The 21,720-nt window shown below is 64.0% G+C and carries 16 protein-coding genes and 1 tRNA gene; 11 read left to right on the forward strand and 6 right to left on the reverse strand.

Features of this window, described 5'->3' with window-relative positions; all coding sequences use genetic code 11:
* Positions 1-12 precede the first annotated feature (12 nt).
* A complete protein-coding gene (locus CJU94_RS19260) occupies positions 13-1,467 on the reverse strand; it encodes an aminotransferase-like domain-containing protein (protein WP_095420056.1) in 1,455 nt (484 codons plus the stop codon).
* Between the two features lie 277 nt (positions 1,468-1,744).
* Here CJU94_RS19260 and CJU94_RS19265 point away from each other — a divergent pair, with 277 nt between their 5' ends.
* The 6 genes from CJU94_RS19265 (at position 1,745) to CJU94_RS19290 (ending at position 9,585) form a co-directional block, all read left to right on the forward strand.
* Positions 1,745-2,446 carry a VOC family protein gene (locus CJU94_RS19265; RefSeq protein WP_095420057.1) on the forward strand — a complete coding sequence of 234 codons (702 nt, stop codon included), beginning with the start codon at positions 1,745-1,747 and terminating at the stop codon, positions 2,444-2,446.
* 72 nt (positions 2,447-2,518) lie between these two features.
* Positions 2,519-3,715, forward strand: coding sequence for an aminotransferase-like domain-containing protein (locus CJU94_RS19270; RefSeq protein ID WP_095420058.1), 1,197 nt, complete (start codon positions 2,519-2,521; stop codon positions 3,713-3,715).
* Between the two features lie 66 nt (positions 3,716-3,781).
* Positions 3,782-4,246 (forward strand): RidA family protein, encoded by a 465-nt coding sequence (locus CJU94_RS19275; RefSeq protein ID WP_095420059.1) that lies wholly within the window; start codon positions 3,782-3,784, stop codon positions 4,244-4,246.
* A gap of 201 nt (positions 4,247-4,447) precedes the next feature.
* Positions 4,448-5,365: a PhzF family phenazine biosynthesis protein gene (locus CJU94_RS19280; protein WP_095420060.1), complete on the forward strand. Its 918-nt coding sequence runs from the start codon at positions 4,448-4,450 to the stop codon at positions 5,363-5,365.
* A 489-nt stretch (positions 5,366-5,854) separates the two neighbouring features.
* Positions 5,855-8,215: a bifunctional diguanylate cyclase/phosphodiesterase gene (locus CJU94_RS19285; protein WP_095420061.1), complete on the forward strand. Its 2,361-nt coding sequence runs from the start codon at positions 5,855-5,857 to the stop codon at positions 8,213-8,215.
* 161 nt (positions 8,216-8,376) lie between these two features.
* A complete protein-coding gene (locus tag CJU94_RS19290; protein ID WP_095420438.1) occupies positions 8,377-9,585 on the forward strand; it encodes a chromate transporter in 1,209 nt (402 codons plus the stop codon).
* A gap of 112 nt (positions 9,586-9,697) precedes the next feature.
* On the opposite strand, the gene CJU94_RS19295 is transcribed toward CJU94_RS19290, so the two are convergent.
* From CJU94_RS19295 to CJU94_RS19305, 3 genes are all read right to left on the reverse strand, one after another.
* Positions 9,698-10,156, reverse strand: a complete 459-nt coding sequence (locus tag CJU94_RS19295; RefSeq protein ID WP_095420062.1) for a CopD family protein — start codon at positions 10,154-10,156, stop codon at positions 9,698-9,700.
* Positions 10,157-10,512: 356 nt separating this feature from the next.
* A complete protein-coding gene (gene parC / locus CJU94_RS19300) occupies positions 10,513-12,837 on the reverse strand; it encodes a DNA topoisomerase IV subunit A (protein ID WP_095420063.1) in 2,325 nt (774 codons plus the stop codon).
* A gap of 80 nt (positions 12,838-12,917) precedes the next feature.
* Positions 12,918-14,903 (reverse strand): DNA topoisomerase IV subunit B, encoded by a 1,986-nt coding sequence (locus tag CJU94_RS19305; protein WP_095420064.1) that lies wholly within the window; start codon positions 14,901-14,903, stop codon positions 12,918-12,920.
* A gap of 54 nt (positions 14,904-14,957) precedes the next feature.
* Between CJU94_RS19305 and CJU94_RS19310 the strand changes: the two genes are divergently transcribed.
* Entirely contained in the window at positions 14,958-15,215 is a 258-nt protein-coding gene (locus CJU94_RS19310; RefSeq protein WP_157763773.1) for a hypothetical protein, read from the forward strand.
* Positions 15,216-15,258: 43 nt separating this feature from the next.
* Here the strand turns inward: CJU94_RS19310 and CJU94_RS19315 are convergent, their stop codons facing one another.
* Together CJU94_RS19315 and CJU94_RS19320 are read right to left on the reverse strand one after the other, a co-directional pair.
* Positions 15,259-17,196: an ATP-binding cassette domain-containing protein gene (locus CJU94_RS19315; protein WP_095420066.1), complete on the reverse strand. Its 1,938-nt coding sequence runs from the start codon at positions 17,194-17,196 to the stop codon at positions 15,259-15,261.
* A gap of 184 nt (positions 17,197-17,380) precedes the next feature.
* Complete coding sequence (locus CJU94_RS19320) at positions 17,381-17,782, reverse strand: DUF4399 domain-containing protein (RefSeq protein WP_095420067.1); 402 nt, start codon at positions 17,780-17,782, stop codon at positions 17,381-17,383.
* Positions 17,783-18,120: 338 nt separating this feature from the next.
* On the opposite strand from CJU94_RS19320, the gene CJU94_RS19325 reads away from it, so the two are divergent.
* The 4 genes from CJU94_RS19325 (at position 18,121) to CJU94_RS19340 (ending at position 21,652) form a co-directional block, all read left to right on the forward strand.
* Positions 18,121-18,312, forward strand: a complete 192-nt coding sequence (locus tag CJU94_RS19325; protein WP_074285028.1) for a rubredoxin — start codon at positions 18,121-18,123, stop codon at positions 18,310-18,312.
* Positions 18,313-18,555: 243 nt separating this feature from the next.
* Positions 18,556-18,630 (forward strand) — tRNA-Arg (locus tag CJU94_RS19330).
* Between the two features lie 167 nt (positions 18,631-18,797).
* Complete coding sequence (locus CJU94_RS19335) at positions 18,798-19,997, forward strand: tyrosine-type recombinase/integrase (RefSeq protein WP_095420068.1); 1,200 nt, start codon at positions 18,798-18,800, stop codon at positions 19,995-19,997.
* A gap of 524 nt (positions 19,998-20,521) precedes the next feature.
* Positions 20,522-21,652 carry an IS110 family RNA-guided transposase gene (locus tag CJU94_RS19340; protein ID WP_095420069.1) on the forward strand — a complete coding sequence of 377 codons (1,131 nt, stop codon included), beginning with the start codon at positions 20,522-20,524 and terminating at the stop codon, positions 21,650-21,652.
* The last annotated feature ends 68 nt before the right edge of the window (positions 21,653-21,720 follow it).

The following is a 21,720-nucleotide window of genomic DNA, read 5'->3' on the forward strand; positions in this document are numbered from 1 at the left end:
GCCGGCGCGGTTTCAAGAGGCGCGCCGCGCCACGCTGTCGAGATAGCGGCACAGAAAGGTGGCCAGCTCCGGATCGCCGCAGTTGGCGATATTGAAGCGCATCCAGGTGGTCGGCGACTGCTGCGGTGAGAACAGGCTGCCGGGCGTGAGCAGAAACCCCGCTTCGTGACCGGCGGCCGCCAGCGCGCCGGCGTCGACGCCGGTGTCGGCCCACAGGAACATGCCGGCCATCGGCGTCAGGAACAGCTTCAGGCCGGTCTTCTCCAGCATCCGCACGGATTTCTCGCGCACGCCGTCGAGCCGCACGCGCAGGCGTTCGACATGGCGCCGGTAGTGCCCCTCGGTCAGAATCTTGTACAGCACACGCTCGTTCAGTTCCGGGCTCGTCATGCCGACCAGCATCTTCTGGTCGCTGACAGCCGTCGCCACCTCGGGCGCGCAGGCAATGAAACCGACCCGCAGATTCGGCGCGAGCGTCTTCGAAAAACTGCTGAGGTAGATCACGCGCTTCAGCTGGTCGAGGCTTGCGAGCCGCGTGCCCGGATAGCTTGGCGGACACAGATCGCCGTAAATATCGTCCTCGACGACGATGAAGTCGTACGCCTCGGCAAGACGCAGAATGCGGAACGCTTGAGCCGCCGTAAGCGACGTGCCGGTGGGGTTCTGCAACACCGAATTGATCACCAGCATTTTCGGCCGCCAGGTCTGCACCAGCGACTCGAGCGCGTCGAGGTCCGGGCCGTCGGGCGTGTACGGCATGCCCACCAGCCGCGCGCCCTGCGAGGCGAAACGCCCGAACATCTGGAACCACGCCGGATCGCCGACGATCACGGCATCGCCCGGTTTCACGTAGATGCGCGAGATCAGGTCGATGGCCTGCGTGATGCCGGACACCATCACGATCTGATCCGGCGAAGCGCCGATCTCCAGTTCCTCGAGCCGGGTCTGCAACTGCTGGCGCAGCGGCAGGAAACCCTGCGGCGTGCCGATGCCGAGCATCTGCGCGCCGCTTTGCCGGCCGAGGGTGCGCAGCGCATTGGTGATCAGGTCGCCGTCGAGCCAGCGCGCCGGCAGATAGCCGAGGCCCGGACTGCGCTCCGGACGCGCGCCGGTGTGCAGCATGTTGCGCAGCAGCCAGACCACGTCGATGGTGGCGGGCGCCGCCTCGGTGCGCGGATGACTGCCGGAGGGGGCGGTGGCCGCGGCGGCGAGGCGCTCGCGCACATAGAACCCGGATCCGCGCCGCGACTCCAGAAACCCCTGCGCCACCAGCCGTTCGTACGCCTCGACCACCGTGAAGCGCGACACGCCTTTGTCGAGCGCGAGCTTGCGGATCGACGGCATGCGCATGCCGGGGCGAAACACGCGCTCCTCGATGCGGCGGCGCGCCCACTGGACGAGCTGCTCCACCAGGGTCAGCGACGCCGTGTCGTGCGGGACGGGAATCTGGGCAAGCGGGACGGACATAAACGGGCTCCAACTGTACCGAATAGTATCGAATCGATTGTATCGTTACTGTGCCGGTCCGCGCCGCTACATTTGAGACAAGCAAAGGATGGGACGCCTGCCGGCGGGGTATCTGGCTCCCCAGCCGATCCTCCCGCGTCATCCGGCAAAACCCTGCCGACCCGCCATCCGCATGGCCCGCCGATCCGGCAAACGGTTATGCTTACGGCCCCGGCAGCGCTGCCGCCACACCCGGCACGCTCCGGTTTACCGCAGAACACCGTTTCCCCGACCCGTCATGACTGCTCATCCGCTCCGCCTCGATCACCTCGTGATTTCCGCCCGCACCCTCGACGAGGGCACGCAGTACGTCGCCGACACGCTCGGCGTCGCCCCGGCCGGCGGCGGCGCGCATCCGCTGATGCGCACGCACAACCGCCTTCTGAACCTGTGGGGCGGCGTGTATCTGGAAGTGATCGCGATCGATCCGCTGGCCGCGTCACCGAACAATGGGCCTGCAGGCGGCGACGCGCCGCGCGCCCGCCTGTTCGCCCTCGACGACCCGGCCACGCACGCGCGGCTCGAAAACGGGCCGTATCTGTCGCACTGGGTCGCCCGGGTCGAGCGGCCGAAACACCTCCCGACGTGGCAAGCGCAGTATCCGCAGCGCATTGCTCCGGTGATTCCGATGACGCGCGGCGATTTCAGCTGGGGCCTGACCGTGCCCGACGACGGCGCATTCCCCGCCTGGCAAGGCGCCGGCGACGGCGTGCTGCCCTCGCTGATCCAATGGGACACGGTGCGGCATCCGTCCGCGGTCCTGCCGGAAACGGGCATCTCGCTGAAGGCCCTGAAGGGCGCGCACCCGCAAGCCGACACGGTGGCGGCGCAACTGCGGTGGCTGGGCGCCGCGCATCTGATCGAGTTGCAGCCCACGGACGGCGCGCCGGCGCTCGTCGCCGAGTTTGAAACACCCGACGGTCTACGGACCCTTAAATAAGCAGCGCGCGCGGGTCGCCGACTCGCGCGATAATCGAAGTTTTGACCGGTTCCAGTACCAGCAGAGGAGACCATGGACCAAAGCGACTTGAAAGCCCCCACGTGGCAATTGTCCGAACGCGCACGCAAGCTCACGAGCTCGGCGATCCGCGAGATTCTGAAGGTCACGGAGCGGCCTGAAGTCATTTCGTTCGCGGGTGGCCTGCCCTCGCCGACTACCTTCCCGGCCGAACGCATGCGCGCGGCAGCCGACCGCATTCTGCGCGACGAGCCGGCCGCGGCGCTGCAATACAGCGCGACTGAAGGCTTCCTGCCGCTGCGCGAATGGATCGCGAAGCGCTATTCGGTCAACGGCGCACAGATTCGCCCGAGCCAGGTGCTGATCACCACCGGCTCCCAGCAGGCGTTGGACCTGCTCGGCAAAGTGCTGGTGTGCCCGGACAGCCCGGTACTGGTGGAAACGCCGACCTACCTCGGCGCGCTGCAATCGTTCTCGATGTACGAGCCGCGTTACGTGCAAGTGCCGACCGACGAGCAAGGCCTCATCCCCGAAGCGCTGACGCCCGAACTGACCGCCGGCGCGCGCCTGTTGTACGCCCAGCCCAATTTCCAGAATCCGACGGGCCGCCGCCTGCCGGTCGAACGCCGCCGCGCGCTCGCCGAGTTCGCGAAGACCGCGCCGTTCCCGGTCATTGAAGACGACCCGTACGGCGCGCTCGACTACGCGGGCGAACCGCTGCCCACCATGCTGTCGATGGCGCCGGACCATATCGTCCACCTCGGTTCGTTCTCGAAGGTGCTGGCGCCGGGTCTGCGGGTCGGCTACATCATCGCGCCCGAAGAGCTGATCTTCAAACTCGTGCAGGCCAAGCAGGCCACCGATCTGCACACGCCAAGCTTCACGCAGCGCATCGTGTACGAAGTGATCAAGGATGGCTTCCTCGACACGCACGTGCCGACCATTCGCGAGCTGTATCGCGATCAATGCGCGGCGATGCTGGCCGCGCTCGAACGCTACATGCCGGAAGGCGTAAGCTGGAACCGCCCGGAAGGCGGCATGTTCGTGTGGGTGAATCTGCCCGCGCAGATCGACAGCATGAAGCTGCTCGAAGAAGCGGTCGCGCAGAACGTCGCGTTCGTGCCCGGCGGCCCCTTCTTCGCGAATGAAGCGCAACACAACACGCTGCGCCTGTCGTTCGTCACGGTGCCGCCGGCCAAAATCGACGAAGGCGTGTCGCGCCTGGGCGCGCTGATCCGCGCGAAGATCTGAGCGTTGTTTGCGCGGTCTTCGCCCGTTTCGCGTCTACCGAACTCCACTACTGATCAAGGACACAACATGGCTCAAACGAATGTGTACGACAAGCTCGAGGAACTGGGCATCGAATTGCCGAGCGCGGGCGCGCCGGCAGCCGCCTATGTGATGAGCGCGCAAAGCGGCAACACGGTGTACCTGTCCGGGCACATCGCCAAGAAAGACGGCAAGGTCTGGGCCGGCAAGCTCGGCGCCACCCTCACCACCGAGGAAGGCAAAGCCGCCGCGCGCGCCATCGCCATCGATCTGCTCGCCACGCTGCACGCGCATGTGGGCGATCTGAACCGTGTCACGCGCATCGTCAAGTTGATGAGTCTCGTCAACTCGACGCTCGAGTTCACCGAACAGCATCTGGTCACCAACGGCGCGTCCGAACTGATCGCCGATGTGTTCGGCGAACGCGGCAAGCATGCGCGCTCGGCATTCGGCGTCGCGCAGATTCCGCTCGGCGCGTGCGTCGAGATCGAGTTGATCGCCGAAGTCGAGTAACGCGCCCGGCCTTGCGAGCCGCCTTGCCGGGGCGGCCCGCAACGGCCGCCGGTTCGTCCGGCGCCGTGCGCAAGCAAACGCGTCGCGAGGTGTCAGCCACCCGCGGCGCGTTTTGCATTTGTGGCGAGGTAGATGGTTCCGTCGTCAACAGATAGAATCCGCCAACTCTATCCATCCGTTTGGTTCGCAGAACCGCGCCTCATGCCCGCCCACACTGTCCGTTTCAAACAGGTCGACGTCTTCACGTCGGTGCCGTTCAAAGGCAATCCGCTTGCCGTCGTGTTCGACGCCGACGCGCTCGATGCACAGCAGATGCAGGCCATCGCTCGCTGGACCAATCTGTCGGAAACAACGTTCCTGTTGAAGCCCAGCGATCCGGCCGCCGACTATCGTGTGCGCATCTTCACCACGCATGGCGAATTGCCGTTCGCCGGTCATCCCACGCTCGGCACCGCGCACGCGCTGCTCGAAAGCGGCTATCAGCCAAAGCAGGCTGGCAAGCTCGTGCAACAGTGCGGCGTGGGGCTCGTCGAACTGGAGGCGCTGTCCGAACCGCACGGCGCGTGGGCTTTCGCCGCGCCGCCCGCACGCGTCACGCCGCTTGCCGAAGATCGCCACGCGGCGCTGTCTACGGCTTTGCGTAGCAAAGCGATCGATTTCAGCGCGGCACCCTGCGCGGTCGACAACGGTGCGCCATGGCTCGTGGTGCGCGTCAATTCGGCGCGTGATTGCCTCGCGCTCGAACCCGACGCCGCCGCGCTCGCCGACCTCGTGCATTCGGTGCATACCCACGGGCTCGCCGTCTATGGCCCGCACGAGGCCGATGGCCCGGCCACCTTCGAGATGCGCTGCCTGATGCCCGGGGGTGGCTTCGGCGTCGGTGAAGACCCTGTGACCGGCAGTGCCAATGCGGCGCTCGCGGGCCTGCTGAGCACCCAGCAGTTGCGCCCGGGTCCACGCTATTCGGTGCGTCAAGGCACCGTGCTCGGCCGTGCGGGCCAGGTCTGCGTGCACTACGACGATGCGCGCCCCGCCGGGGATCCACTTCGGGGACGCGGTAAGACGTGGATTGGCGGAGCGTCGCTGACGATCGTCGACGGCACCTTCCGCCTGCCCTGATCGGCTCGCTCCTTGCATAGTTCGAGCATGGACACAGGCTCGCAATCGTGACCGTGGCAGGGTTCGCCCCGCCTCGCCACGCCTGGCCACAAAACGCCGCATCGCATGCGATCGTATGCACCATCGAATGCGCGGTGCATAGGGAAAGGCTTGGCACACCTGAATGCCGGAGCACCGACTGCCAATGAGACACTCGAAACCGACCGCGACGCAACGCCTTCAAGGCCGGCCACGCCGGCTGTCCGATTCGCCGCATGAGGCGGCTTGCCGCTCCCGCGTATACCCGATGCGCGGATGCTTCCTTAATCCATTGGCATTAAGTAATATCGAAACGTACCCGATGACCCGCGGATGGTCAGGCACGGCGCCACGCTCCTTTATTCTGCGCAGCAGTCCCGGCACCTTGGTCACCATGCAGCTACCCATGAATCTAGCGCAGTCAATTCTCGCGCGTTTGTTACCGGCCGGCACCCAGGCACGGGCTGCCCGATGAGCCAGTCCCGTTTCTCAGACCAGCGCGAAGCCAGATCTCGCCGTGATCCCACGGCGTCGCGCCGTCGCGCGTTCCTCGCCATTCCCGCGCTCGGCGTGCTGGTCCTGATTCTGCTTTGGACGGTGATCTTCGCGCGCCTGTCGGTCGAGAAAGAGGCCACTTATCGCGAAGCCATGGCCTCTGCCGCGATTCTCTCCGCGGCGCTGGAGCAGCACACGGTCAAGGCGATTCACCAGGTCGACCAGATCACCCGCTTCGTCAAGTTCGAGTTCGAGAAAACGCCGAATCATTTCGATCTCTCCAGCACGGTGGAAAAAGGCGTCGTGCAAAGCGAGACGCTGGTGCAGGTATCGTTGATCGACGAACACGGCACATTGATCGCCAACACGGCCGAACTCAATCCCAAGCACATCGATCTATCCGACCGCGAACACTTCAAGGTTCACGAACACGAGAACGACGACCAGTTGTATATCAGCAAGCCGGTGCTCGGGCGCGTGTCCGGTCACTGGACCTTGCAGATGACGCGGCGTTTGAATCATCCGGACGGCTCGTTCGCGGGCGTCGTGGTGGTCTCGGAAGACCCCAGCTATTTCACGTCCGATTTCTACAACAACGCGGCCATCGGCCGTGAAGGCGTGATCGCGGTGATCTCCGACAACGGCGCCGTGCTCGCGCGCCGCACCGGCACCGCCGACACCGCGAGCGGCGCATTCTCCGCGAGCGGCACGTATCCGACCTCGGAACATGTGTCGGGCACCTATGTCGATTCGATCGACAACGTCACGCGCATCGTGTCGTACCGGCATATCGACGGCTATCCGCTCGGCGTGCTGGTGGGTCTGTCGCAAGCGGAAGAATTCGCCGACTACAATCACACGCGCAATGTCTATCTGCTGATGGCAGGCTTCATCTCGCTTGCCATGCTGAGTTTCTTCGCCGTGGCGACCGGCCTGATCGGCAAGCTGCTCGGCCGCGAGCGCGAGATGACTCATCTGGTCGAATACGATCTGCTCACCGGTTTGCGCAATCGCTACGCGACACTGCAAAGCCTGCGGCACGACGTGGCGCAGTCGGCCAACCTCGGCCACCTCGCGATTCTCTTCATCGACCTCGACAACTTCAAAACCGTCAACGACACGCTCGGCCACAACGCCGGCGACATCGTGCTGCAAATGACCGCCTCACGGCTCGCCGCCGCGGTGGCCGACGGCGGCGCGTTAAGCCGTATCGGCGGCGACGAGTTCGTCGTCGTGATCAAGGGCGAGGACGTCGAGAAGCGCGCCGTCACGCTGGCCGAAGCCGCGGCCGAGGCGTTCGCGAAACCGTTCGAGGTGCGCGGCAGTTCGTTCGTCCTGCACGCGAGCATTGGCATCGCGCTCTACTCGGTCGCCAACGAAAGCGAGATCGACCTGCTGAAAAAGGCCGACCTCGCCATGTACAGCGCGAAAGACGCGGGCAAGAACTGCTATCAGTTCTACTCGCCGCAACTCTCGCATCGCGCCGATCATTTGATGAAGTGGGAACAGCAGTTGCGCGTGGCGCTCGCCGAAGGGCAACTGTTCCTCGCCTATCAGCCGAAGATCGATCTGACGCGCCGCTGCATCACCGGGTTCGAGGCGCTGGTGCGCTGGAATCATCCGCAGCACGGCTTGATTCCCGCTAACGAATTCATTCCGGTCGCGGAATCGACCGGCCTCATCGTGCCGATCGGCGACTTCGTGATCGAGACCGCCTGCCGTCAACTGGCGTTGTGGCAGCAACAGGGTTACGACACGCTCTCGCTCGCCGTGAACATCTCGGCCGTGCAATTCTGGCGCGGCGACCTGTACGAAACCATCTCGCGGGCCATCGAGGAAAGCGGCATTTCCGCGCGCCGCCTCGAACTCGAAATCACCGAAACGGCGATGATGGAATATCCCGAACTCGTCTCGGAGAAGATCTTCGCGTTGAAGCGCCTCGGCGTGCGCATCGCGCTCGACGACTTCGGCACCGGTTATTCGTCGCTGTCCTATCTGAACCGTTTCTCGGTGGACACGCTGAAAGTGGACCGTTCGTTCATCCAGGCAATTCCGGGCGACCGCAGCGTCTGCGTGATGGTCACCGCGATCGTCAATCTGGCGCGCTCGCTCGGGCTCACGGTGGTGGTCGAAGGTACGGAGACCGAAGAGCAGATTGCCTGGCTCGCCGCGCTCGGCCATATCGAGGCGCAGGGCTTCCTGTTCTCGCGTCCGGTGCCGGTGGACGCGATTCCGGCGCTGCTGGAGCGCTTCGGCGTGTGCGGGATGACGGGCACGGGGCGGCGTGTCGCGAACCAGACCGACAGCACCATCAGCGTGTCCAGTACCGACACCTGAACGCAGCGGGCCACGCGGGTCGTCGCGGATGCTCTACCCGCGACGCCGCAAACCGGCTACATTCTCGCTGTACTGGTCACGGCACGATGCGCTGCCGACCGCGTCAAACCACCAAGATAATCTCAAAGGACGGCGCCCGTCTGCCGGGCGCGCGTGGCGCCATGCAGACGATCGCGAGCCAGGATGCTGCCAGACGAGGTGAACGGGAACCGCTATGGACGCTGTTCCGGGTCGTGTTTGGCCTGTCGGCGTTGTCATGGGGCGGCCTCGCCCTCATGGCGCAACTCGAAAACCATTACGTCGAACGCAAAGGACGCCTCTCGCGCGTCGCCTTCTCCGATCTGATCGCGCTTGCCTGGATGGTGCCCGGCCCGGTGGGCTGCAACGTCGCCGTGCAACTGGGGCACGCGCTGCGCGGACGCGCCGGCGCCTGGATCGCGGGCATTGCCAGCGTGCTGCCGTTTTTCATGCTGATGACGCTGTTCGCGATCTTCTACCGCACGCCGTTCGTGCGCGCCGCCGCCTCGCAAACCTTGCTCAATCACTTCAGCGTCGTGCTGGCCACGCTGATCGCGATCACCTGGTACAAGCAGACGCGCGCGCTGGTGCGCGGCAAGCTCGAATGGATCGCGACGGTGCTCGGTTGCGTCGCGCTCTTCTATGCGCACAGTCCGGCGGCTTACGTCGTCATGCTCGGGGCGGCGTTCGGCACCGGCTGGCTGGTTAGCCCGGTTCGCAACGCGCCCGTGGTGGTCTCGATCGCGCGCGGCGACTGGCAGATGCTGAGCGCCCTCAGCCTGTTCCTCGTGTTGTTTGCGCTGCCGCTGCCGCATCGTTATGACCTGGCGCTGTTGTGGCCACGGCTCGCCGGCGCCGGCATGACGTTGTTCGGCGGCGGCTTCTCGGCGTTGCCGGTGCTCAAGACGCTGTTCGTCACGCCGGCGATCGGCGTCTCCGATAACGACTTCACACTGGCCTTCTCGCTGTCGCCGCTGTCGCCCGGGCCGCTGCTGAACGTGGTGCCGTTCTTCGGCTATCTGGTGGATGGCTGGATGGGTGCGCTGATTGCCACGCTGGCGCTATTCGTGCCGTCGGGCTGTCTCGTCGTGCTCGCGCAACGGCATCTGCATCAGTTGAAGGCCAATCCGCGCTTCGAGCATGGCATGCGGATGCTGCGCGCCGTCACGACCGCGTTTCTCGCGGTGGCCGTGCTGCGCATTGCCGGGCATGTACCGTTCAATCCGGTTTATCTGCTGACCGCGCTGTTCTCCGGCATGTGCTTCGCGAAGCTGAAGGTGCCGGTGTATGTGGTGTACGGGACGGTGGCCGTGGTATGCGGGCTGTGGCTCGCCTATGGCGCGCAGATTTAGACGGCCGTGACGCGAAGGATTCAGACGGCGGCCGCGCGCGAAGGCGCCACGCCGGATGGGCGTGCCGCGCGGCGGTGTCGCTGCGCGGCTAGCGGACTTTAGATGTCTCGCCTCAGAAGCCGCGCGAGAGCACCGCGACGCCGATCGTCACCACGCCCAGCACGATATTGATCAGCACCAGACGACGAATCGTACCGACGGCCCGCGCGCCGTCCGGCCATTTTTGCGCCTGCACTGCGCGGCGGATGCGAGGGAACACGGCAAACCGGATGTGCCCGAAGATCAACATCATTACGATGCCGAGGCCCGCCATGGCATGCAGTGGCCAGGTGCCGTGACCGCCGCCGAACTGCATGAGCAGGAAACCGCCGGTGAGGAGAATCACCAGCACGGCCGCGGCGACCCAATTGAAGAAGCGGCCGAACACCGATTCCCACAGCGGCAGGCGCAATTGAGGCGATAGATCGGCAATCGCCGGACGCAGACAGAAATGGGCGAACACCATTCCGCCTACCCACACCGCAACCGCGAGCAGATGTAGAAAGAGTGCGAGTTCGATAGCCTTATTCATGTTGTTTTCCTCTCCCGACGGCGCCACATCGTTGATGACGAGTGATAGTAGCAGCGGCTATTGAATGGCATGCGCCCAGACCCGGCGCTTCGAGCCAGGCCCTCCCCCCGCGGCGGCAATCCCCGTGGGGACTTTCCACGGGGCGGAAAACGCGGGACGGCCCGGCGTTTTCTTGAGAGCCCATTCGACCGCGCGGCTCGCATGCAGTTCCGCTGCACTCGTGGCTTTTACGTCGTGTTGTAGTTGTTATCGCAGCAGGTCCACCGCAACGACCAGGCTGCTCCCCGGTTTCGTACCACGCCGACAAGCGTCTCGCATGCTAGCAGACGCTCGCCGTGTTCCTGCGTCAAGCTTTGTTAAACGGCCAGCACCGGACGCATGCCATCGAGCTTCATCTTGCTCTCAGGCGTGCGCCCCTTGCGCGCCCGTTTGCCGATATGCGGCGCGAGCGCGGCGCCGCTCACCTTTTCCTCGTCCACGCGGCCACCGCGGCGCGTGCCGATCAACACCACACCCGCGTTGTTGATGGAGAGCGCCTGCGCGAGCGTTTCGTTGTCGTCGAGCGCCATCAACGTGACGCCGCGGCCGCCGCCGGAGAGCGTCTTCATTTCGTCGAGGCCGAACACCAGCAGGCGTCCTCCCGAGGAAAGACACGCAATGTGCGTCGCATCCGGCAGCATCGGCATCGGCGCGAGCGGCGCGGCGCCCGCGTCGATCGTCATGAACGACTTGCCGGCCTTCACCCGGCTCACCATGTCGCCGACCCTGGCGACGAAGCCAAAGCCGTTGCTCGACGCGAGCAGCAACGCCTGATCCGCGGACGCGGCGTAGTAATGCATGAGATGGCTGCCCGACTCCAGCTCGATCAGCGACGTGACCGGCACGCCGTCGCCGCGGCCGCCCGGCAGCATTGCCACCGCCACCGAATAGACGCGACCGTTGCTGCCCCACGCGACCAGCGTGTCCGGCGTGCGGCACTGGAAGGCCGCGTAGAGGCCGTCACCGGCCTTGAACGTGAAGCCCGCCGCGTCGAGCCCGTGGCCCTTCAGCGCGCGCACCCAGCCCTTCTGCGACACCACGACCGTGACCGGTTCGTCGACCACGCGCGCTTCGAACGTCGCGCGCTTTTCCTGCTGGATCAGCGTGCGGCGCTCGTCGCCGTACTGCTTGGCATCGCCCTCGATTTCCTTGATGAGCAGGCGCTTCATTGCCGATTCGCTGCCGAGCAGTTCTTCGAGTTTGGCCTTTTCGTCGCGCAGTTCGGCGAGTTCCTTCTCGATCTTGATCTTCTCGAGCCGCGCCAGTTGACGCAGCCGGATTTCCAGAATGTCTTCGGCCTGACGGTCGGACAAACCGAACGCGGCCATCAGCGCGACCTTCGGTTCGTCCGATTCGCGAATGATGCGGATGACTTCGTCGATATTCAAGAAGACGATCATCCGGCCTTCGAGAATATGAATCCGGTCGTCGACCTTGGACAGACGATGCCGCGTGCGGCGCGTCACCGTGGCGAAACGGAACGCGATCCACTCGTGCAGGATTTCGCTCAACCCCTTCTGACGCGGCCGGCCATCGCCGCCGACCATCACCAGATTCAACGAAGCGTTCGATTCGAGGCTCGTGTGCGCGAGCAACGTATTGACGAAATCGGTCTGGTCGATGCGGCTCGACTTCGGCTCGAACACGAGACGCACCGGCGCGTCCTTGCCGGACTCGTCGCGCACCGCGTCGAGCAGCGCCAGCATGGTCTGCTTGGTCTGCAACTGTTCCGGCGTGAGCGCCTTCTTGCCGAGCTTGATCTTCGGATTGGTCTGCTCCTCGATTTCCTCGAGCACCTTCTGCGCGGCCGTGTTCGGCGGCAGTTCGGTGATGACCAGTTGCCACTGGCCGCGCGCGAGTTCCTCGATCTTCCAGCGCGCGCGCACCTTCAGGCTGCCGCGGCCGGATTCGTAGGCGGCGGAGATTTCCGCTTCGCTCGAGATGATCTGGCCGCCGCCCGGAAAGTCCGGACCGGGGATGTACTGCATCAACTCGGCGTGCTGGAGCTTCGGATTGCGGATCATCGCAACCGCTGCCGCCGCCACTTCGCGCAGATTGTGCGACGGAATTTCCGTTGCCAGCCCCACCGCGATGCCGGACGCGCCGTTCAGCAGCACGAACGGCAAGCGCGCGGGCAAGAGCCTCGGCTCGTCGAACTCGCCGTCGTAGTTCTTCATGAAATCGACCGTGCCCTGGTTGATTTCATCGAGCAGCAGTTTCGCGATCGGCGTGAGGCGCGCTTCCGTGTACCGCATGGCCGCCGCGCCGTCGCCGTCGCGCGAACCGAAATTGCCCTGACCGTCGATCAGCGGATAGCGCATCGAGAAGTCTTGCGCGAGACGCACCAACGCGTCGTACGCCGACTGGTCGCCGTGCGGGTGATATTTACCGAGCACGTCGCCGACCACGCGCGCCGACTTGACCGGCTTCGCGTTATCGGAGAGGCCCATGTCGTTCATCGCGAACAGGATGCGGCGCTGAACCGGCTTCTGGCCGTCGCACACATCCGGCAGCGCGCGACCCTTGACCACGCTCACCGCATAGTCGAGGTACGCGCGTTCCGCGTAATTGCCGAGCGTGAGAAAGTCGCCTTCCGGGGGCGGCGGCTCGGTGAAAAGGTCGAGAGTGTTATCGTCGTCCATCTAGATTCCGTATCCGTGTTTGGCGTGAAGTTGCCGTGCGTTTCCTATACCGATGCGCGCTTGATTCGCTATGCGCGCGCTCAGATATCCGCTTCCACTTCGTTGCCCTTTTCTTCCAGCCAGCTGCGCCGCGACGCCGCTTCGCCCTTGCCCATCAGCATCGTCATGCGCGCGACCGTGGCGTCGTAGTCGAGTTCGCCGAGCGCCACGGGCGTCAGGCGCCGCGTGTCGGGGTTCATGGTGGTATCCCACAACTGCTCCGCGCTCATTTCGCCGAGCCCCTTGAAGCGGCTGATGGACCACTGCGTGTCGCGCACGCCGTCCTTGCGCAGCTTGTCGAGAATCGCTTCGAGCTCGCCTTCGTCGAGCGCATACAGCTTCTGCGCGGGCTTCTTGCCGCGCGCGGGCGCGTCGACCCGGAACAGCGGCGGCCGCGCCACGCACACGTGGCCACGTTCGATCAGCTGCGGGAAATGCTTGAAGAACAGCGTGAGCAGCAGCACCTGAATGTGCGAACCGTCGACGTCGGCGTCCGACAGAATGCAGATCTTGCCGTAGCGCAGATTCGACAGATCGACCTTGTCGTCAGGGCTATGCGGATCGACGCCGATCGCCACCGAAATGTCGTGCACTTCGTTGTTGGCGAACAGCCGGTCACGCTCGGTTTCCCACGTGTTCAGCACCTTGCCGCGCAGCGGCAGGATGGCCTGATATTCCTTGTCGCGGCCCATCTTCGCCGAGCCGCCCGCCGAGTCGCCCTCGACGAGAAACAGTTCGTTGCGGCCGATTTCCGTCGATTCGCAATCGGTCAGCTTGCCCGGCAGCACGGCGACGCCCGAGCTCTTGCGCTTCTCGACTTTCTGGCCGGCACGCGTGCGCGCCTGCGCCTGCTTGATGACGAGGTCCGCGAGTTTCTTGCCGTGCTCCACATGCTGATTCAGCCACAACTCCAGCGCCGGGCGCGCGAACGACGACACCAGCTTGACCGCGTCGCGGCTATTCAGGCGTTCCTTGATCTGCCCTTGGAATTGCGGATCGAGCACCTTCGCCGACAGCACGAACGACACGCGCGCGAATACGTCTTCGGCAAGCAGCTTGACGCCCTTGGGCTGCAGGTTGTGCAACTCGACAAAGCTTTTCACTGCCTGATAAAGACCGTCGCGCAGGCCGGATTCGTGCGTGCCGCCCGCGGGCGTCGGAATCAGGTTCACGTACGACTCGCGCATGAGCGGCCCCTCTTCGCTCCACGCGACGACCCACGAAGCGCCCTCGCCTTCTGCAAAGGTCTCTTCGCTCGCGCGCGAGTTCTCGACATAACGCTCGCCCTCGAACAGCGGAATCAGCAGATCGCTGCCGTTCATGCCTTCGAGCAGGTAGCCGCGCAGGCCGTCTTCGTACTTCCAGCTTTGCTGTTCGCCGGTTTTCTCGTTGATCAGCGTGACTTCCACGCCCGGCAACAGCACCGCTTTCGAGCGCAGCAGACGTTGCAATTCGCCGAGCGGCAGGTTCGGCGAATCGAAGTATTTCGGATTGGCCCACGCGGTGACGCGCGTGCCGGATTTCTTGTCGCCCTTCGCGGCGGGGCGCACTTCCAGCTCCTTGGCGACGTCGCCATTGGCGAAACTCAGTTCGGCGATCTTGCCCTCGCGCCACACGGTGACGTCAAGGCGCGTGGACAGCGCGTTGGTGACCGACACGCCGACGCCGTGCAGGCCGCCCGAGAACGTGTACGCGCCGCCGGCGGCCTTGTCGAATTTGCCGCCCGCGTGCAGGCGCGTAAAAACGATTTCGACGACCGGCACGCCTTCTTCCGGATGCAGGCCGAAGGGAATGCCGCGGCCGTCGTCTTCGACCGAGACCGAATGGTCGGCGTGCAGCGTGACCGTGATTTGCCGGCCGTGGCCGCCGAGCGCCTCGTCCGACGCGTTGTCGATGACTTCCTGGATGATGTGCAGCGGATTCTCGGTGCGGGTGTACATGCCAGGCCGTTGCTTGACCGGCTCCAGACCCTTCAACACCTTGATCGACGCTTCGCTATACGCGGCGTTTGGCTTTTTCGTAGACATGGTTGACTCGGATGCGTCGGTTCATCGTTGTCCACAGGAGCTGTGGACAGGTCCGTGGACAATGCGTTGAGTTTTCAAAAAAAGCGAAACGAAACAATGAGGTTAGGTGGGGTGCCCGTGGTGCGGGCAAGCTGTTTTGTCGCATGGCTTCCCAATGGCGCGCTCGACGGCGTCTCGAAGCCGGCCCCGCGTGAAGCCGGGGCGGGCAACGTCGACGCCGGTGCGAACGCCGGGGAAGCCTGTTCGCGGGGTATTTTACTGATTTCGATCCGCGCGGCAATTCACGGCACGCGAGACTGGCCGTCCGGATAAGGAGCGGCGGCCCGGCGCTCAACTCCGTTTCGCCCCCAACGTCTCACTTGCGCCGGTTTTCCAGCTCGTCCCAGCGCTCGAGCGCGATCAGCAGCTCTTCGTCGATCGCCGCGTAGCGTTCGGTCAGACGCGTGCCTTCCTGCGCGTCTTTGGCGAACACGGACCCGTCTTCGAGTTGCGCGCCGATCGCTTTCTGCTCCGCTTCGAGCGCGGCGATCTTCTCCGGCAGCGCCTCCAGTTCGCGCTGCTCCTTGAACGACAGCTTCGCGGCGCGCTGCGTATTGCGGCCCGCGGAACTGTCTTTGGCGGGCGCCGTGTCTTTGCCGGCTTCCTTGCCGGCTTCTTTCTGCGCGTCCAGCGCCATCTGCTGCGAGCGGTCGCGCTGGATCTGCCAGTCGGTAAAGCCGCCGACGTACTCGCGCCACTTGCCGCCCCCTTCCGACGCGATCACCGAGGTCGCGACGTTGTCCAGAAACGCGCGATCGTGGCTGACCAGCAGCACCGTGCCGTCGTATTCCGTGAGCAGTTCTTCGAGCAGTTCGAGCGTGGGAATATCGAGGTCGTTGGTCGGTTCGTCGAGCACCAGCACGTTGGCCGGCCGCGCGAACAGGCGCGCGAGCAGCAGACGGTTACGCTCGCCGCCCGAGAGCGACTTGACCGGCGACCGCGCGCGTTCCGGCGCGAATAGAAAGTCGCCCAGATAGCTCATGACATGCTTCTTCTGACCGTTGACTTCGACCCACTCGCTGCCCGGGCTGATGGTGTCGGCAAGGCTCTTTTCCAGATCGAGCTGCGCGCGCATCTGGTCGAAATACGCGACCTGCAGATTCGTACCGATGCGCACCGTGCCTTCGTCCGGCGCCAGTTCCCCGAGGATCAACTTGAGCAGCGTGGTCTTGCCCGCGCCGTTCGGACCGACAAAGCCGATCTTGTCGCCGCGCATGACGGTGGCCGTGAAGTTGTCGACCACCGTGCGCGAACCGTAGCGCTTGGTCACGTCGGTCAATTCCGCGACGATCTTGCCGGACTTTTCACCTTGCCCGACGTCGAGCTTGACGTTGCCCTGCACGTTGCGGCGTTCCGCGCGCTGATTGCGCATTTCCACGAGCCGCGCGATCCGGCCGACGCTGCGGGTGCGGCGCGCCTCGACGCCCTTGCGGATCCATACCTCTTCCTGCGCGAGCAGCTTGTCGAACTTGGCCGCTTCCACCTGCTCGACTTCGAGCTGCTGCGCCTTCCGGGTCTGGTAAGCGCTGAAATTGCCAGGATAGGACAGCAAACGCCCGCGATCCAGTTCGACGATGCGCGTGGCGACCCGGTCGAGAAAAGCGCGGTCGTGGGTAATGAAGAGCAGGCCTGCGCGCAACGAGACCAGCAGATCTTCGAGCCAGCGGATGCCGTCGAAATCGAGGTGGTTGGTCGGCTCGTCGAGCAGCAGCACGTCGGGCTGCACAACCAGCGCGCGCGCCAGCGCGACGCGCTTTTGCATGCCGCCCGACAGCGAACCCACCCGCGCCTCGCCGTTCAGGCCGATCTGCTGCAGCGTGGTCGAAACCCGCGTGCTCCAGTTCCAGGCGTCCGAATGGTCCAGCGACGACTGCAGCGTGTTCATGCGCGCCATGAGCGCGTCGTGCTCCGCGCCTTCCGGCTCGTCGGCGAGCTGGTTGGCGACCGCGTCGTATTCGTCCAGCAGCGCGCGGGCGTGCGTGAGGCCGGCGGCGACCGCGTCGAACACCGTGTCGTCCGTGTCGAACTCCGGCTCCTGCGGCACGTAAACCGTGGTCAGGTTCTGCTGGCGCGTGACGAGGCCGTCGTCAGGCTTGGTCAGATCGGCGACGATCTTCAGCAGCGACGACTTGCCCGCGCCGTTGCGGCCGATCAGCCCGACGCGTTCGCCCGCTTCGAGAGAGAAATCCGCGTGATCGAGCAACGCGACGTGACCGAAGGCCAGTTGGGCTCCGGTAATGGTGTAAAGCGACATGGAGAATTGGAGAAGACAGCGATGAGTCGGAACTGCCCATTGTACCGGGCGCGCGGGCGGCTGCCTGTGTGCCGGAAGAGATAGGCCGAATGGCCGGCTTGCCGGAAGCGGACAAAGCCGGTGCGTATGGCGAAGAAGCCGGCCGGCGCGCTATGGCGCGCGCCCGGCCGTCTCGTGCGGCGGCTTACTTCACGTGCACCGTGATGGTCTTGCTCATTGGCGGACCGTACGAACGATGCGCGCCGTCGCCGAATTGCAGCGTCAGCGTGTGGTCGCCCGGCGGCAGCGTCAGATCGGTTTCGGTCTGGCCCTTGCCGAAGTGCAGCGACTTGTCGTTCGCGGGGACGACCTCGCCCTTGGGCAACGGCTTGCCGTCCACCAGCAGATGATGGTGGCCCGTGCCTTCCGTCATCGTGCCGGCCGGCGCGATCTTCATGCCGTCGACACCGAACACCACGTGCACGGGATTGCTGACGGTCGCGCCGTCCGCCGGCTGGACGAACGACACGCTGGCGGCCTGCGCCGCGCCCGAGGCGGCGAGTAACCCGGCCAATACCGCACCAGCCAACCATGTGTTTTTGAGCATCGTTTTTTCTCCTTGTTGGGAAACGAGAGTCACGCGCGGGCCATGTCGGCGACGCCGGCGCGCTCAGTGGCATGAGGCCGATCGTCGCAATTCATGCCGGGCGCCCCGGCGCGCCGGTCTAAAAGACTGGCTGCGGATCAGAGCATACACGCAGTGTGCGACGCGGTTCGTCGAGCGGGTTCCGGGTTGTCCCCGGCGCGTGCGGGCGCTTTGCGGCGCCGCCGCATCGGTAGTTTTCTGCCGGATTGACAAATTCCGGTACTATTGCGGGTCGCCGCCGTGCCCAAAAAAGGGGCAGACTGGGCGGATCTTTGCATTGAACTGGAAAAGAGTGCGTCGTGAGCGAAGTAATTGAAGTGACTGAATATAAGAGCTGGGTCTGCCTGATTTGCGGCTGGATCTACAACGAGGAAGAAGGCCTGCCCGAGGAAGGCATCGCGCCTGGCACGCGCTTCGCCGCGATTCCCGACGACTGGCGCTGCCCGCTGTGCGACGTGGGCAAGGCCGAGTTCGCGGTGGTGGAATTCTGAGGCGAGTCGATCGGGTTGCCGCAGCGCTGCGTTAATCATGCGCTAGCCGGCGGTACGCGCGGCCCAGCGGGTGATGCCTGCTGGGCCTTTTGTTTGGTGGGACGGCGCCGCAGCGCGATTGCGGCTCTCCTCGCGTCCGGGCGTGTTTGATATACTCTGCGCTCGCTGGCGAATCTGGTCTCGCCCGAAACCCGCGGACCTTGTCCGGTCGAGGGATTGCGGCGATCATTCCAGTTTGGTCCTCTCCCTGTAGTTCAATGGATAGAACAAGTGCCTCCTAAGCGCTAGATACAGGTTCGATTCCTGTCAGGGGGACCAACTAGCTTCCCAGCAACACCCAAGTTCGCCTAGAAAAGCCCCACATGCCTTGCGCTGCGGGGCTTTTTGCTGCCATCATTGCCCACGCTTGCCCAATACAACCCAGATTAGTTGGGGGCATCAGTGGGGACATCCCCTTATGCCCCAAAAATCGATGCCCCCACGCCATGCCCAAGCAAATAGCTCCGCTCACAGAGATGCAAGTTCGCAAGGCCAAGCCGACGGACAAATCCTATCGGCTCGCTGACGGCAAAGGCCTGTACCTTGAAGTGATGCCCAACGGCTCACGCTACTGGCGGATGAAATACCGGTTCGACGGCAAGGAGAAGCGCGCCGCCTTCGGCGTCTATCCCGAAGTGTCACTCGCCGCCGCGCGCCAAGCCTGTCTTGCCGCCAGGAAGCAGCTCTCCGAAGGCATCGATCCATCGGCACAGAAGCAAGAAATCAAGCGTGTCCGCGCGCTGGAAGCCGCATCGTCGTTTGAAAAGGTCGCTCGCGAGTGGTTCGAGTCGCAAAAAGCCGGCTGGACCGAGGTCTACGCCGGCAAAGTGATCAATTCGTTGGAAGTCGATGCCTTCCCAAAGATCGGAGCCAAGCCGATCGGAGACATCGAAGCGCCGCATATGCTGGAAATCGTGCGAGCGATCGAGGCCCGCGGCGTACGCGAGACGGCCAAGCGGGTACTCCAGCGATCCCGCGCTGTTTTCCAGTACGGCATCATGACAGGCCGATGCTCGCGCAACCCGGCTGCGGACATCGACGCCGAGACCGTGCTGAAGAAAGGCGCCGGCGTCAAACACATGGCCCGAGTGAAGCCGGTGGAAATCCCGCAACTCATGAAGGACATCGCCGCCTACTCTGGCGATCGCGTGACGCAACTCGCGCTTCTGTTTATGGCCCTGACGTTCGTGCGCACGACTGAAATGATCAACGCCGAGTGGACGGAAATCGACGAGAAGGCTCGGGAATGGCGAATTCCAGCGGAACGCATGAAGATGCGCGATCCGCACATCGTGCCGCTGTCGCGCCAGGCGCTAGAAGTGATTGACGAACTGAAGAAGTTGAACGGCGCTGAGCGGCACCTCTTCTACAGTGTGCAAGGCCGGAAGCCGATCTCGAATAACACAATGCTCTTCGCCCTATATCGCATGGGCTATAAATCGCGCATGACCGGCCACGGTTTTCGCGGGCTTGCCGCTACGGTATTGCGCGAGCTGGGCTACAGCCGCGATGTTGTCGATCGCCAGTTAGCACACGCCGAGCGGAATCAGGTGACGGCCGCCTACGTTCATGCCGAGTATCTGCCGGAGCGTCGAAGGATGATGCAGCAATGGGCGGATTATCTCTCCGACCAGGCACGGTCATGAAAACAGTGTTCCTGCTTCTCACCTAGTACGATGCAACGGCGGTTGTCCCTATCGCCCGGCGAGAGATCCCGGGCAATTTGGGCGCCCTATGACGACGAGCCCATCGCGCCATTCATCCTTTAATGCGATGAACTCAGCGTATTTTGCACAGAGTTAGAAGTGCTCCGGTAGGCGGCCATTCGATAATGGGTATGCTGATCGCTGTCAGTTGACATCGCGATCCCTGGCGTCGCTCTGACTCTTCTCGAATAGAGGATGGGATGTTAGTTGCACTATAAGCCGTCGGCCGCGCGCACCCGATGGGGGGTTGCGCCCGTCCATCGGAAGCGTAATCATTGGCCGTGGAACCGCGACGCGACATATCAATCATTCATTGCACAAGACAATGGGCAAGTCAGTATGACTCCCCGGGCAGCGAGGCTGGCCACCGTGGGGAAGTGAATCGCGGGTTAGCATGCTGCCAGAGCCGCAAGAGTGTGGCCGGAGCCACCACTCGACGGTTTGTTTCCGACACGGAGGCCAGCATGAGCCAGGATAGCACGTTATACGTTGGGCTGGACGTTCACAAAGACTCGATCACGGTTGCCTACGCGATGGGCCTGGACGAAGTTGAACTGTTCGGCAAGATCGGCACGACACACATGGAAGTCGATCGTCTATGCAAGCGACTGCAATCCAAGGCCAGGCATGTTCACGTTGTCTATGAGGCAGGTCCTTGTGGTTACGGACTGAATCGCCGGCTCGTCGAGAAAGGCTTCGATTGCATGGTGTGTGCGCCATCGCTGATTCCGAGAAAGCCCGGTGATCGCGTCAAGACCGACCGGCGCGACGCGTTCAAACTGGTGCGTTCGCTGCGAGCCGGCGATCTATCCGCAGTGCATGTGCCGACCGTGGAAGACGAGGCGTTTCGCGATCTGGCCAGGGCGTGGTCGTCCGGCCGGGACGATCTGAAACAGGCCAGGCAGCGATTGAAGTCTTTCCTCCTTTCCCACGGCGTACGTTACTGCGGTCTGGCGAACTGGGGGCCCGCGCACCGGCGGTGGCTGAGTACCCTTTCGTTCGATAGTGCGTGGCAGCAACTGGCGTTCAACGAACACCGCCGCACCATCGAAGATCGCCTTGCGCAGTGTGACCGACTGGAGGCAGCGCTGCACGAAGCTGTCGTTAGCTGGCGGTTCTATCCGGTCGTACTGGCGTTGCAGGCGATGCGCGGCATCCAGTTCACTTCGGCGGTGGGACTGGTGTCCGAACTCGGAGATCTGTCGCGCTTTGAACACCCGCGGCAGTTGATGGCGTGGCTGGGCGTTACGCCGTCGGAACATTCATCAGGTAGCAAACGGCGCCAGGGCAGTATCACCAAGGCCGGAAACAGCTATGCAAGAAAGCTGCTGGTTGAATCAGCCTGGAGCTACCAGCATCCGGCGCGCGTGAGCAAAGACATACAGAGCCGGCAGGAAGGCATACCCAAGCCCATTATCGATCGGGCCTGGGATGCCCAGCTACGCCTGTGTGGCCGATATCGCAGGCTCGTGGCCAGAGGAAAGAGCCGGCAAGTTGCAATCATTGCTGTGGCCCGTGAACTTGCCGCGTTCATCTGGGACATCGGCCGAATGGGGATGACCCTGGCGGTACCGCAAAGCGAACAGCCTGCGTAACGAGTTTTTCCACCCAACACCTCACACACTGCGAGTTTCCTGAAGGCGGCGTAGCCCGGTATCTGAGC

The sequence above is a fragment of the Paraburkholderia aromaticivorans genome (assembly GCF_002278075.1).
In the GTDB taxonomy this organism is placed as follows: Bacteria; Pseudomonadota; Gammaproteobacteria; order Burkholderiales; family Burkholderiaceae; genus Paraburkholderia; species Paraburkholderia aromaticivorans.

Coding starts and splice junctions, on each gene's coding strand:
- CJU94_RS19260 (WP_095420056.1), bottom strand. CDS start 1,467: ATGTCCGTCCCGCTTGCCCAGATTCCCGTCCCGCACGACACGGCGTCG.
- CJU94_RS19265 (WP_095420057.1), top strand. CDS start 1,745: ATGACTGCTCATCCGCTCCGCCTCGATCACCTCGTGATTTCCGCCCGC.
- CJU94_RS19270 (WP_095420058.1), top strand. CDS start 2,519: ATGGACCAAAGCGACTTGAAAGCCCCCACGTGGCAATTGTCCGAACGC.
- CJU94_RS19275 (WP_095420059.1), top strand. CDS start 3,782: ATGGCTCAAACGAATGTGTACGACAAGCTCGAGGAACTGGGCATCGAA.
- CJU94_RS19280 (WP_095420060.1), top strand. CDS start 4,448: ATGCCCGCCCACACTGTCCGTTTCAAACAGGTCGACGTCTTCACGTCG.
- CJU94_RS19285 (WP_095420061.1), top strand. CDS start 5,855: ATGAGCCAGTCCCGTTTCTCAGACCAGCGCGAAGCCAGATCTCGCCGT.
- CJU94_RS19290 (WP_095420438.1), top strand. CDS start 8,377: ATGCAGACGATCGCGAGCCAGGATGCTGCCAGACGAGGTGAACGGGAA.
- CJU94_RS19295 (WP_095420062.1), bottom strand. CDS start 10,156: ATGAATAAGGCTATCGAACTCGCACTCTTTCTACATCTGCTCGCGGTT.
- parC (WP_095420063.1), bottom strand. CDS start 12,837: ATGGACGACGATAACACTCTCGACCTTTTCACCGAGCCGCCGCCCCCG.
- CJU94_RS19305 (WP_095420064.1), bottom strand. CDS start 14,903: ATGTCTACGAAAAAGCCAAACGCCGCGTATAGCGAAGCGTCGATCAAG.
- CJU94_RS19315 (WP_095420066.1), bottom strand. CDS start 17,196: ATGTCGCTTTACACCATTACCGGAGCCCAACTGGCCTTCGGTCACGTC.
- CJU94_RS19320 (WP_095420067.1), bottom strand. CDS start 17,782: ATGCTCAAAAACACATGGTTGGCTGGTGCGGTATTGGCCGGGTTACTC.
- CJU94_RS19335 (WP_095420068.1), top strand. CDS start 18,798: ATGCCCAAGCAAATAGCTCCGCTCACAGAGATGCAAGTTCGCAAGGCC.
- CJU94_RS19340 (WP_095420069.1), top strand. CDS start 20,522: ATGAGCCAGGATAGCACGTTATACGTTGGGCTGGACGTTCACAAAGAC.